Source organism: Sphingobacterium sp. PCS056, from assembly GCF_023273895.1.
Classification (GTDB): domain Bacteria; phylum Bacteroidota; class Bacteroidia; order Sphingobacteriales; family Sphingobacteriaceae; genus Sphingobacterium.
The window spans coordinates 106,595-120,511 of record NZ_CP096883.1 but is presented as its reverse complement, the minus strand read 5'-3'; the positions used below and the strand labels follow the sequence as shown (position 1 = coordinate 120,511).

The following is a 13,917-nucleotide window of genomic DNA, read 5'->3' as shown; positions in this document are numbered from 1 at the left end:
TTGCAATCAAAGCTTTATATGACCACTCTCTCTGATACATACCTGTCGTGTAATTGAAAAAACAGGTATCTATCAGCATGAATGGTCGAATATAAAAAATGATGCTATTAATACTATTTCGCTAAGATCTGATCGATAAGTAATAATTCTTCTGCTGAAAAATGCTGATTTTTTACTGCAGCAACTGCATCTTCAATCTGGGAAATTTTACTCGCTCCGATAAGCACAGATGTAACCTGTGGTTTGTTTAATAACCAAGATACAGCCATCTGTGCTAACTTTTGATTTCTTTGTATGGCGAGATCATTTAAAGCTTTTATTTTTTCAATTTTATCAGCTGTAATATCACTTTCATGCAATGATATACTGCCCGAAGCTGCTCGAGAATCTTGAGGGATGCCATGCAGGTATTTATCTGTTAGTAATCCTTGCGCTAGCGGTGAAAAAGGGATACAACCAACCGTTTCTTGTGCGAGTAAATCCAAGAGGCTTTCTTCTACCCAACGCTCGAACATGGAATATTTAGGCTGGTGAATCAGGCAGGGAGTGCCCATCTGTTTCAACAGATCTATAGCACGCTTGGCTTCAGGTGTTTTATAGTTTGATATACCAACATACAATGCCTTCCCTTGTTGAACCAACAGGTGTAATGTGGCCATTGTTTCTTCTAGAGGAGTTTCTGGGTCAGGTCTATGATGATAGAAAATATCCACGTAATCTAAATTCATCCTTTTTAAACTTTGATCTAAACTGGATACCAGATATTTTTTAGATCCCCAATCTCCGTATGGACCATCCCACATGGTGTAGCCAGCTTTGGAAGAGATAATCATTTCATCGCGGTATCCTTTAAAGTCAGTTTTTAGTATTTTCCCGAAATTTTCTTCTGCAGAACCTGGAGGCGGACCATAATTATTTGCAAGGTCAAAGTGTGTGATGCCAGAATCAAATGCGGTCTGGATAAGTTTGCGGCTGTTTTCAAAATCATTGATATGACCAAAATTTTGCCATAATCCCAATGAGATCGCAGGTAATTTAATTCCAGAATGACCCGAACGACGGTATTCCATTTCTTGATATCGATTGTGATCTGGTGTATATTGCATGGAGTTATTATGCTTTTAAAAGTTTACAAAGGCAATTTACAAGTTATCTTAAATATTTTAACATATGTGACTAAAAATGACTTGAATATTTACAGGATACTCACAAATGGTCTGCTTTTGTTTTATTTCTATTATGTACTACTAGCTGACTAAAGGGGAGAGATTGCAAAGTGGATAGCTTGAATAGAGCTCCATAAAAAAGACTCAAACGAATAAAATTGTTGTATAAATGACACAATTAAAATTGTAAATAAAACAAATTTATCTAAGTTTGTTTCTTTAAAAATACACATAATTATGTTGCAATTGAATTATATCCGTGAAAACAGGGATAAAGTAATCGAGAGATTAGGTGTCAAAAATTTCAAGGAAATTGGATTAGTTGATGAAATCATCCATTTAGATGAACAACGTCGCAAAATTCAATCCGAGTCAGATGCCGTTTCAGCTGAAGCAAATTCATCCGCAAAGAAAATCGGAGAATTGATGCGTCAAGGTAAAAAGGAAGAAGCTGAAGCCGTAAAATCCCAGTCCTCAGGATATAAGGAACAGGTTAAACACCTGACTGATGAATTAGCTATTGTGGAACAAGATCTAAATGCAAAAATTGTTCAACTTCCCAATCTACCTCATACATCAGTTCCTGTAGGTGTTTCAGCTGACGATAATGAAGTTGTTTTAGAGCATGGAACTATTCCTACACTAGCTGATGATGCTGTTTCTCATTGGGATTTATTAACAAAATATGGGATTGTAGATTTAGAGCTTGGTGTTAAGGTAACAGGTGCAGGTTTTCCTGTATATAAAGGTAAAGGAGCTCGATTGCAGCGAGCTTTGATCAACTTCTTTTTAGATGAAGCTGCAAAAGTAGGTTATGAAGAAGTACAGGTGCCAATTATGGTTAATGAGGCGTCTGCATTTGCTACAGGTCAGTTACCTGATAAAGAGGGCCAGATGTATCATGTAACTCATGATGATCTCTACTTAATTCCTACTGCGGAAGTACCTGTTACGAATATCTATCGGGATGTGATTGTGAAAGAAGAGCAATTTCCGATTAGACACTGTGCATATACACCATGTTTCCGTCGTGAAGCAGGTTCCTATGGTGCGCATGTGCGCGGATTGAATCGTTTACACCAATTTGATAAGGTCGAGACGGTGCAGATTGTGCACCCTGATCAATCGTATACTGCATTGGAAGAAATGAGTACTTACGTGCAAAGTTTATTACAAAAATTGGAATTACCTTATCGTGTGCTGCGATTATGTGGTGGTGATATGAGTTTTACTGCTGCGTTGACTTACGATCTAGAAGTATTTAGTGCGGCTCAAAAACGTTGGTTAGAAGTGTCATCAGTTTCAAATTTCGAAACTTATCAATCTAACCGTCTGAAAGTAAGATTTAAAAACCAAGAGGGTAAAATGCAATTGGCGCATACATTAAATGGATCTGCATTAGCTTTACCACGTATAGTAGCTTCTTTGTTGGAGAATAATCAAACGGATAAGGGTATAAAAATACCTAAGGTATTGGTTCCCTACACAGGATTTGAATATATTGATTAATATTATTGATAAAAATTAGGAGAAGGTTGTAAATTTTTTTTACAACCTTTTTTTGTTTCGTAAAATTCTCTTTTACTGTTAAAATTTTGTTAATATAGTGTTATGCCGTATAAAATTCTGTTTTAATTCGGATTTGTGAAAATATAATTTCCTTTCAAGCTCTTTGCGTTTTTTACAATATACATTACTCTTATTTACATTTGTGATGTGAAAAAAACTTTTTTGTTAAAATACTTGTAATAGCAACTTTGTCTATATATATTTGCTACCCGCTTTACAGATGTAATGTCTATAAAGATCATACTACCACGTTATTTATCGTAAATTTTAAAAAGAAAATTTACAGATTCTCATAAAAATGAGCATCAAAGGAGTCTTAATAAGCCCTTGTCGCTTTCTATGTGTTTATTCTGTTTTTACGTAATATTGAGTCCTTTAGCTGTCATACTTGGGAGTTTATTTGCGTCTACATAAGGTTGTTTGAACAATATAAGTTTTAACAGTTTTTTTGAATGGATATTATTTTATTAAAATATTAAATTAACAAAGTAAATAACATGAAACAAACATTACTTAGTTTTCTTGTAGGTGGGATGATATTGTCATCAGTAGCATTCGCGCAAGAGAAAAAGATTAGTGGCCGTGTTACATCAGCAACTGGTCAAGCAGTACCAGGGGTTACTGTTGTTGTACAAGGTACTAATCAAGCTACACAGACCGATGCTAATGGTAACTACTCTTTGAATGTTCCAGCTGGTAAGGTTGTTGTATTTCGCTCTATTGGTTTTGGCGAAAAAACGATTATTGTTAATAACAATGCTACCGTTTTCAATGTGTCATTAGAAGATGATAATAATGCTTTGGAAGAGGTCGTTGTTACGGCAAATGCAATTAAAAGAGAGAAAAGATCTTTAGGTTATTCGGCACCTGTTCTTAAAAGTGATGAATTAACTGAAGGAAGAAATTCAAGTGCTATTGGTGCTTTAGCAGGTAAAGTAGCTGGTGTCAATATTACTTCAACATCAAACTCCCCGGGAAGTTCCTCTCGTGTTGTATTACGTGGTGGATCATCCATTTCAGGTAATAATCAAGCGCTTATTGTCGTTGATGGTACACCAATTGACAATTCAAGTGTTATTGGAGGTGCGTCATCATTATCCAGTGTTGATTTTGGTAACCGTGGTAATGATATCAATCCTGATGATATTGCCACTGTAACGGTTCTTAAAGGTCCTGCTGCTGCTGCATTATATGGATCAAGAGCGTCCAATGGAGCTTTGATTATTACAACTAAAAGTGGTAAAAAGGGATCTAAAAATGAAATTACATTTAGTTCAACCAATACCATGTCTTCTATTTTGAAATTACCAGAATTTCAAAATGAATATGGACAAGGTTATTCAGGTTATACTAAAGCGGGAGATCTAGTCTTCGTCAATGATCCAAAAGAGAACTGGTCTTGGGGAGCTCCTTTCACAGGTGAGATTCAAGAGTGGGGACAAGCGATTAATGGTGTTCGCCAGAAAAAAGCTTATTCTGCTGTAAAGGACAATGTAAAAGACTTTTTTGATTTAGGCTTAGCATCAGATAACAATTTGAGTTTTTCAGGCGGTTCTGATAAATCGACTTTCTATTTAGGTTTAAATGCCTTGAACTCAAATGGTGTTTATCCTGGGAAAAAAGATACTTATAATAAATATGGTGTTCGTTTTAACGGATCAACAGAATTTTCTAATAAATTTTCTGCAGGTGTTTCGTTTAACTACAGTCGTATCAATAGTAACAATGTAGGCGGTGGTCAAGGTGGTGGTTCAGTTTACAACAATTTGTTACAAACACCAAGAGATATGGATATTACTGGTTTCAAAGATTTATCCAATCCTTACAATAGTTACGGCTATACAGATGCTAATGGTGTAGAACATAATGATGTTTATGGATACTATGGCGCATATTCTAATAATCCATATTGGGTATTGGAAAACTACAATAATTTTAATGATGTCAATCGTATCACTGGTAACTTTAATGTAAATTATAAACCATTAGAGTGGTTAACTTTTCAAGAGCGTATTGGTTTAGATAACTATACTGACCGTCGTCGTTCAGAATCTCCAAAGTATAGTTTCTTGCCTGCAGACAATACGTCTGAAAATTACAGTGAAGACAATATCAAAACCGATCCAGGACAATACCGTATCGATCAATACAATGTGAATGAAATCGTACATGATTTTATGGCGACTGCTACGCATTCTTTTAATGATGATTGGGAAGCATCTTTTATGTTGGGTAATAATATTCGTCAACGTAGAACATCCAATAGTAGTATTGCAACCAACTCGAGTGGTGGTTTAGTGGTACCAGGATGGTATAATTTAGCAAACAGTAACGGTCCATTAGATTTAATTGAAGATTCTTGGAGCAATAGAAGATTAATTGGTGTATACGGAGATTTAAATGTTTCTTATAAAAACATTGCATATTTACAAGCTACTGCTCGTAATGATTGGTCATCTACATTACCAAAACAAAATAATTCATTCTTCTATCCAAGTGTAAGTGGATCATTTGTTCTTTCAGAATTATTTACTCCTGAGTTGAAAAGTAATTTTAACTATGCAAAATTACGTGCTAACTGGGCACAAGTAGGTTCTGATACGGACCCTTACCAACTATTGACTACTTTCTCAAGAGGTGAGATCAACGGCGGTTTTGGAACCACAACTTTCCCATTTGGTAATGTTTCTGCATTGATGTCGAGCAGTACAATTGGAAATATGGAATTGAAACCAGAGATCACCACTTCTTTTGAAATTGGTGCTGAATTGGGCTTTTTCAGTAACCGTTTATATGCAGATTTTACTTATTACAACAACAATTCTAAAAATCAAATCTTAAGTATTCCAATTCCTGCTTCTACAGGATATGGTTTTAGTTTGGTTAATGCTGGTAAAGTTAAAAATACTGGTGTTGAATTAACATTGAGAGGCACGCCTGTAAAGACGGATAATTTTACTTGGGAGATGTTCGGAACATTTACTAAAAACAACAGTGAGGTTGTTGAGTTGATGGATGGCGTGGAACAGGTTTCTGTTGGTGGTTTTTCAGGAATGAATATTGTTGCTGCAGTTGGTCGTCCTTATGGTGAGTTTTATGGTGTAACCAATGCGACAGATGATCAAGGTCGTACAATTGTTGATCAAAAAACAGGTTTACCAGTAGTTTCTTCTTCACCTCAATACTTAGGTACCTATAATCCAGATTTTCAGGCATCTTTAGGAACTAATTTAACGTACAAAAATTGGTCTATGAGCGCTTTGTTTGATACCAAACAAGGAGGTGTTTTCTATTCCAGAACAAAAGATATTCTAGGTTTTGTGGGTACTTCTGCTGAAACAGGTGGAGAACGTTTTGGACAAATTTTCCCTAACTCTGTTTATTTAGATGCTGCAGGAAATTCTGTAGTGAATACAACAGCAACATATGATAAAGTAGATTATTATCCGAATATGGAAGCTGGAGTTAATATTGTGGATGCGACTTATGTCAAGTTACGTAATTTAACAGTGTCTTATAAATTTACTAAAGATCAATTGAAAAATACACCATTTGGAGCGGCTTCGATTGGATTTTTTGGAAACAACTTATTTATTTGGACGCCTAGCGAAAATAAATATGCTGATCCAGAAGTGAATTCTGCAGGAGCTGGTAATGCGCAAGGTTTTGATTTTACAGCTCAACCTTCGTTAAGAAATTATGGTATCAATGTTAAGGTCTCATTTTAAAAGCAAGTAAAGTATGAAAACTATATATTTAAAAAACGCTAAAAAGCTTTTAGTTTTAGCTTTAATTGGCACAGTTGGTTTGACGGGATGTAATAAATTTTTGGATATCAATGATAATCCCAATAATCCTGAACAGGCTACTCCTGGCTTATTATTGCCTTCGGTAGAAGCAGCAATCAGTCAAGTGGTGGGTAATTCATTTCAGGTTTATGGAAATGTTTGGGGTCAATATTGGACTCAAAACCCGACATCATCACAGTACCGTACTTTAGACCAATACAGAATTGCGAATTCTGCAATGGATCGTTCTTGGTCCATTCTATACAGAAATGCGTTGAACAATGCAAATTTGATTATCGATACAAAGGCATCCGCAAATGAAAATTATAAGGGAATGGCTTATATTTTGAAAGCCTACACTTTTCAAATTGCAACTGATGCTTTTGGGGATATTCCATTATCTGAAAGTTTACAAGCAGCAGGTAATTTAAATCCAAAATACGAAGCTCAGAAAGTTGTTTATGATTCTATTTTCAATTATATTGATAAAGGTCTTGCTTTATTGCAAACTCAACAAGCTATACCTGTGACGAGTCAAGATATGCTTTTCAATGGCGATCTGGATAAGTGGAAAGCTTTTGGAAATACGTTGAAATTAAGAGCATATTTAAGAATATCAAATGTTGATGCTGCTAAAGCTTCAGCAGGAATTAAAGCACTTTATGCTTCAAATCCAGTTTTCTTGGATGAAGATGCTACAATTACTTATACTACTACAGGAGGAAATGAAAATCCATTTTATAATGAAATGGTGGGCTTAGGTAAAACTCAAAATGTAGTAGCTAGTGGAACTGTTGTAAAAGCTTTTGTAAAAAACAATGATCCTAGAAGATTTGCATTCTACGAAAAAGTAGTTAATATCGATGGGAAAGTACAAGATACTATTGCCTTTATTAATCAAGGAACATATAGTGCTAATACCAAGAAATTAGTTTCTTCTCCATCATCACTAGTTGGTGGGCGCGCGGTTGACCCAACATCAGCGGTAGCTCCAGTAAAGTTGATTTCAAATGCTGAAAGTTTCTTTTTGCAAGCAGAAGCTGTAGCAAAAGGTTGGGGTACAGGTGATGCTAAGGCATTGTATGAATCTGGTATTACTTCGAGTTTTAATGCAACAGGTAATGCCGCAGATGCGGTAAATTATATTGCAAAAGCTCCTGATGCTGTATTCTCTGGAACGGTAGAAGAAAAAGTGAAAGCTATTATCACACAGAAGTATTTTGCGATGTGCGGTTTTCAAGGGTTTGAAGCGTGGACAGAGTGGAGAAGAACAGGATATCCGACATTCTTCACAACTTCGGCAGCTTCAACTTTAGGAGAAGGTAGAATGCCTTTGCGTATGCCTTATGCAAATAGTGAAGCAACTACGAATGCCAATTATCCAGGTAATGTCGTTATCTATACACCAGTATGGTGGGATGTTAAATAATTATTTTTAAGGTTATCATTTTAAAAGCGATCTCGAAAGAGATCGCTTTTTTATTTTTAATCGTATGTATAAAACTGTAGATTTATATCTTTCTTTTGTCTATGATTAATTCATATATACGTGAAGACTTGCTTGTTTGAAACCTTGTTTTTATAATAGCGTGATCATAGAGCTTGTTGACATGTTATGAATAAGTAAGAGGGATTTGCATCATAATTAGGAAAAATAAAAAGTATGTTTAATATATTCAATTTAATAAAGTTGATAATTGTCCTGACCCTTGTTTTTATTGGGAAGTTATCTTTCTCACAACAAAAGAATCAGTTGAAGGTTTTGCAGATTAATATTTGGCAAGAAGGTACGATGGTTCCAAATGGTTTTAAGGCAATAGCGGATGAGATTATAGATAAAAAGGCTGATGTGGTGTTATTCAGCGATGTTCGCAATTATAACAAAACGGATTTTGTGCAGCGTATCTTGCAAGAATTGAAAAGTACAAATGCGGTGTATCATGGCATTTCTAGTGAGCCATCTTTAGATGTAGCTTTTATTTCTAAATTTCCAATTAAAGATCAACAAGCGTTGTATGGTGATACTAGTAAAATGGGCGGAGTATTAAAAAGTAAAATCCAAGTGAATGGTAGGAACATAACATTTTATGCTGTGCACTTGGACTACACTAATTATGCCTGTTATCTACCTCGAGGATATGATGGCGTTACCTGGAAAAAACTTGATCAACCTATAGTTGGTGTAGACGCTATCTTAGAAGCTAACCGAAAGGGGCGAAGAGAAGAAGCTATAAAAGATATTATTCAAGATGCTAATAAAGAAAATAAGGATGAAACAATTATTATAGCCGGCGACTTTAATGAACCTTCTCATCTGGATTGGACATCTGCAACAAAAAACCTGTTCGATCATAGAGGTACAGTAGTTCCTTGGGATTGTTCAGTCTTATTACAAGCATCTGGCTTTGTGGATAGCTTTCGAGAAAAATATCCAAATCCTGTTAAGTATCCCGGTTTTACTTATCCATCGTTTAATAAGGATGTCGGTATGGAAAAACTTGCATGGGCACCATTGGCTGATGATCGAGATCGTATTGATTACGTTTATTATAGGACGAACATACCATTTCATGTTTCTGAAGTCAACATAGTTGGGCCTTCTGAAACGGTCAAATATGGTAAAAAACAAAATCCTGATAGTCAGGATAAATTCTTATTACCTGTAGATGTATGGCCTACAGACCATAAAGCTTTGTTAGTCACGTTTAAGTTTTAAGAAGCTTCATTTCTTGCCTGTTTATACATCTGGTCGGCCTTTTATATGAAAGGAGGTTAACTTTCTGTGTACAACCTACCTTTGTGTAGGATAGTTAGCGTGCTATCTTCTTGTTGTATTTGTCCGTTCGATTTCACATATAAGAGCAATACTCTAACTACTTTTTGGCTTTGAGAAATGCCTTTTTATTAAAATGGTGCCACTTATTTATAATTTGTGATTCGTATCTAGTTGGGAGTACGTATCTAGGTTACCATATGACCTATTTTAAGGAAAAACGTACTGCATGTGTTCATGAAGTGTTTGCTTTTTTAAAATCATTGATCAATGACTTTCTAATTTATATCTACAAACTTGAAACAATGGATCACATTGTTTTGAATTTGCGATTATCATTTGTCAATAAGAGACGTTTTCTTGCTAAGGTGCTATTACATTTTAGATCTGTGATAACCGTTTCTAAGAGGAGGATCACTTGTTTTTAAATAGGAGCTTGTTATGGGTAAAAATATGATATAATTTTTTAAAGTTTGGTTGGTAAGCTTAGATGAAGTTATTACACCTTTTCAAGTTGTTGTCTCTCTAAGCTAGAAAGTAATCCTACAAAGGGACCTTTTATCATTTAACGATTGATTGAGAGCTTTAAAGGCTGTTTTCTAAGTTTTGTTTATTTGCTTTTTAGCGCTCAATGAAATGGTTGCGTTTCTAACTTTGTTTGTGCTCTTATTTTTTTAGCTATTAACCTAGTTAAGTTTGGATTTTCCAATTACAATCTTGATTAAGCAGGAAAGTGCGGTATAGAGTTTAATAATGTTTTAGAAGATGTACTTTAATACCATCTTAATTATTTGAATTAATGAAAAACTAAAATTAAGACTGATCTGATATTAACTTTTATTGTTTTGTTACATTTTTATTTAAAAATAACTGACTGATATATAGTTAATTATGGTTAAATTCTATGTTTTTATATGCTAGCATATTATTTTTTTGTTTCACATATAAAAATGATATATATTTGTTTTAACATTTTTTAACAAAAATATATTTTACTAACTAATTCTTAGAGATAAGACATTCAAACAAATTATAGAATTTGATTTAATATAAATGATTGCTTGCATAATTCTATTTACAGATTATGTGTACAATTGTAATTATACATATTTATTGAAATTTAATGAAAATTAAATTAATTTATTATATACACAATTGAATTATTGTTCTAACTTTGGTTCACTTTCATGTTATGAATCGAGATTGTTGTTTTAAGTTAAAAACATCACATTCGTAAATGTATAAGATTAATTAGTTTATAATTGCTATCCAATTTTCCGATTCTATGTGTAATGTATAATTTTGAATTAATTCTTATCGCTAGAAAGAGTAATCGATTGAAAAGTTCTATTACGTAAATAATTTATTATTTAAATTTTGTGCAAAAAGTAATTTGCAAGTTTTGGTATAATTCTGAATAATATAGGGCAAAGAAAAATTTACTTAACCAAAGTCTTTTAGGACTTTTAATTTTAATAAACATAAACATATGAAACAAACATTACTCAGTCTTTTTGTGGGTAGTATGATTCTGACCTCTGTTGCATTTGCACAAGAGAAAAAGGTCAGCGGTCGTGTTACAGGAGCTGACGGGAAACCGTTGGTGGGTGTAACTGTGGCTGTTCAAGGATCTAACGTAGCTACCCAAACAGATGTGAATGGAAATTATTCATTTTCAGTCCCAACTGGTAAAATTATTGTTTTTCGTTCGATTGGTTATTCTGATAAGACATTAATTGTCAAGGAAGGGCAATCTGCCTTTAATGTTACTTTGGACAATAATGACAATGCTCTTGATGAGGTTGTTGTGACGGCTTTAGGTGTGAAAAAAGAAAAAAAATCGGTAGGTTACTCTGTTCAGGAAGTTAAAGCTGCAGATATCTTAAGCTCTCGAGAGCCTAACGTTGTCAATGCTTTAGCAGGGAAAGTTGCAGGTTTACAGATTACCAGCTCAGGTGGACAAGCTGGATCTTCAGCTTCTATACAATTAAGAGGTAATACTTCAATTACTGGAAGTTCAGAACCATTATTTGTGATAGATGGTATACCTATGGATAATTCCGTAAACAGTGGTGATGACAATGTTTCTACTTTGTTCACAGGTACTAATGGAAGTAGACTTTCTGATCTAGATCCAAATATTGTTGAGAGTATTTCAGTATTAAAAGGGGCGGGAGCAAGTGCTCTATATGGTTCTAGAGGGGCAAACGGAGTTATCATGATTACCACTAAAAAGGGAATGGCAGAAGATAACAGAAAGTTACCTAGAGTTTCATTATCTTCAAGCGTTACTTTTGATGAAGCTTATACTGATGGTTATCAAACCACTTATTTGCAGGGAGTTAATGGTAAGTATAGAAATGGTTTACCTTTGGCTCTAGGTGGTTATGCAGAGGAGGGTGGAACAACTAATCCACAAACTTCGGCTGTATGGGGGCCTCATAGAGATTCTGTTAGTCAAGCTGTAATAGATGCTATTGGCATGCCAAAAATTGTAGACCCTCGTAAACAATTTTATCAAACTGGAGTTATGTGGAATAACTCCGCATCTATAAGTGGTGGACTTGCCAATACTACTTATAGATTAACGTATTCGAATACCAATCAAGATGGTATTGTTCCTAATAATACCTTTAAAAGAAATAGTTTTAACGGTGCATTTGCTTCTAAATTAAGTCAGATTGTTACTTCGTCAACTTCTGTTTCTTATGTGAATTCTAAAAATAATAGAATGCTAGAAGGAAATGGCGGTCAATCATTTTTATATGGTTTAAATTTTGCTCCAGTTAGTTTTGATATGAAAGAAGCATATGAGAAATATGGTAATCTTTCATGGCAATCTCCTATAGCTTTAGGAACGGGTTTTAATAACCCTTATTGGTTGGTTAATCATAATTCAAGTCCAAGTATAACTGATCGTTTTGTTATTTCAAATGAAATCAATATTGATATTTTACCTTGGTTAAAAGCAACAAATCGAGTTGGATTAGATAGCTATACTGATTTAATCGAAGAAAAAATTGATATTGGTACCAAAGGTATTCCAAAGGGTCGCTATTTCTCTGCTTTAGTTAAATATAAACAGTGGAACAATGACTTCATTTTATCTGCAAATAAGAAAATTAATGAGGATTGGTCTATTTCTGGATTGGTAGGAACAAACTACAATCAACGTGGTTTTAATCGCAGAACAGTTAGAGGATTAGATTTAAATATTCCAGGATTCTTTGATATAAGTGGTATGGGAACTGTACAGGCTTTCCAAAGCGATGAATTGAGAAGGTTGGTAGGTTTATATGCATCAGCAAGTATTGATTATAAAAATTATTTATTTTTAAATGCAACAGCAAGGAATGATTGGTCATCAACTTTACCTAAGGGAAATAACAGCTTCTTTTACCCATCCATTTCTTCTTCATTTGTTTTTTCCGAAGCATTTGATCTAACAAATGATGTATTTTCTTTTGGTAAGATTAGAGCTTCTTATGCTGTCGCAGGTAATGATGCCCAGCCGTATTATACAACACAAACTTTTTCAAAGGCAAATCCTGGTGACGGTACACGTGGTAATATCGATTTTCCTTTTAATGGTTTAAACGGTTTTAACATGAGCAGTGTATTGGCAAATAATGAGTTGAAACCTGAGATTGTAACAGAATATGAATTTGGTACTGAATTGAAATTCTTTAAGAATCGCGTAAATTTGGAATTATCTTATTATAGTAAGCAAAGTGAAAAACAAATTATTCAGCAACCAATTGCAGCCTCATCCGGTTTTCAGTTATTAGTTGCAAATGCTGGAAAGTTGAAAAATTCGGGTGTTGAGATCATGTTGGACGTTGCACCTGTGAAAACTGAAAATTTCAACTGGAATATCGTTACTAATTTTGCAAAAAATAAATATAAATTACAATCATTAGCAGAAGGAGTAGATAATATATTCATTGGTGGATTTACAAATCCACAAGTACGAATTGATAAGGATTACGGTTACGTAATATGGGGTTATGGATTCAAAGAGAACGATAAAGGACAGACCCTTATTGATGATGATGGATTACCTATCTTGTCAGAGGAATTAGGACCTATCGGTAACGTAATGCCCGATTGGACAATGGGAATTAGAAACAGCTTTAGATATAAAAACCTTTCTGTTTCAGGATTATTAGATGTGAGGACAGGTGGACAAGTGTTGAATCTGGATTTATATTATGCTACATTTTATGGTTCTTCAGGGGTTACTGCAGATAGGGGTACAAAAATTGTTCATCAAGGTGTACGTGAATCTGATGGAGAGGTGAATACTACTGAGGTTATTAAAAATCAAGCTTATTACCAAAATTGGTTCTCTACTGTAGATAAAAACTTTGTTGAAGATGCTGGTTTTATTAAGTTACGAGAAGTAACATTAAGTTACTCTCTACCTAAATCATGGTTGAAGAAATCAAAATTAGAGGACGTAACTTTTTCTGCGACGGGACGAAATCTTTGGATTAAATCTGATTTTTCATACAAAGATCCAGAAGGAAGTTTGTTAGGTAATCAGGTGCAAGGATTGTATCATGCTATTACTCCAAGTTCAAAAGGATTTACTTTTGGCGTCAATGTTAAATTTTAATCA

Annotated in this window: 6 protein-coding genes; 5 read left to right on the top strand and 1 reads right to left on the bottom strand. The window is 34.3% G+C overall.

What is annotated here, in order from left to right; all coding sequences use genetic code 11:
• Nucleotides 1–113 precede the first annotated feature (113 nt).
• Nucleotides 114–1,106 (bottom strand): L-glyceraldehyde 3-phosphate reductase, encoded by a 993-nt coding sequence (gene mgrA / locus MUB18_RS00455; RefSeq protein ID WP_248754673.1) that lies wholly within the window; start codon nt 1,104–1,106, stop codon nt 114–116.
• A 297-nt stretch (nt 1,107–1,403) separates the two neighbouring features.
• Here mgrA and serS point away from each other — a divergent pair, with 297 nt between their 5' ends.
• The 5 genes from serS to MUB18_RS00430 all read left to right on the top strand — a co-directional run bounded on the left by serS (nt 1,404) and on the right by MUB18_RS00430 (nt 13,914).
• Nucleotides 1,404–2,675 carry a serine--tRNA ligase gene (serS, locus tag MUB18_RS00450; protein WP_045752814.1) on the top strand — a complete coding sequence of 424 codons (1,272 nt, stop codon included), beginning with the start codon at nt 1,404–1,406 and terminating at the stop codon, nt 2,673–2,675.
• Nucleotides 2,676–3,232: 557 nt separating this feature from the next.
• Nucleotides 3,233–6,463 carry a SusC/RagA family TonB-linked outer membrane protein gene (locus tag MUB18_RS00445; RefSeq protein ID WP_248754672.1) on the top strand — a complete coding sequence of 1,077 codons (3,231 nt, stop codon included), beginning with the start codon at nt 3,233–3,235 and terminating at the stop codon, nt 6,461–6,463.
• A 13-nt stretch (nt 6,464–6,476) separates the two neighbouring features.
• Complete coding sequence (locus MUB18_RS00440) at nt 6,477–7,952, top strand: SusD/RagB family nutrient-binding outer membrane lipoprotein (RefSeq protein WP_248754671.1); 1,476 nt, start codon at nt 6,477–6,479, stop codon at nt 7,950–7,952.
• A 234-nt stretch (nt 7,953–8,186) separates the two neighbouring features.
• A complete protein-coding gene (locus tag MUB18_RS00435; protein WP_248754670.1) occupies nt 8,187–9,239 on the top strand; it encodes an endonuclease/exonuclease/phosphatase family protein in 1,053 nt (350 codons plus the stop codon).
• A 1,546-nt stretch (nt 9,240–10,785) separates the two neighbouring features.
• Nucleotides 10,786–13,914 (top strand): SusC/RagA family TonB-linked outer membrane protein, encoded by a 3,129-nt coding sequence (locus tag MUB18_RS00430; RefSeq protein WP_248754669.1) that lies wholly within the window; start codon nt 10,786–10,788, stop codon nt 13,912–13,914.
• Nucleotides 13,915–13,917 lie beyond the last annotated feature (3 nt).

Bases quoted from the DNA above. Each gene is read 5' to 3' on its own strand.
- mgrA (WP_248754673.1), bottom strand. From the start codon at position 1,106: ATGCAATATACACCAGATCACAATCGATATCAAGAAATGGAATACCGT.
- serS (WP_045752814.1), top strand. From the start codon at position 1,404: ATGTTGCAATTGAATTATATCCGTGAAAACAGGGATAAAGTAATCGAG.
- MUB18_RS00445 (WP_248754672.1), top strand. From the start codon at position 3,233: ATGAAACAAACATTACTTAGTTTTCTTGTAGGTGGGATGATATTGTCA.
- MUB18_RS00440 (WP_248754671.1), top strand. From the start codon at position 6,477: ATGAAAACTATATATTTAAAAAACGCTAAAAAGCTTTTAGTTTTAGCT.
- MUB18_RS00435 (WP_248754670.1), top strand. From the start codon at position 8,187: ATGTTTAATATATTCAATTTAATAAAGTTGATAATTGTCCTGACCCTT.
- MUB18_RS00430 (WP_248754669.1), top strand. From the start codon at position 10,786: ATGAAACAAACATTACTCAGTCTTTTTGTGGGTAGTATGATTCTGACC.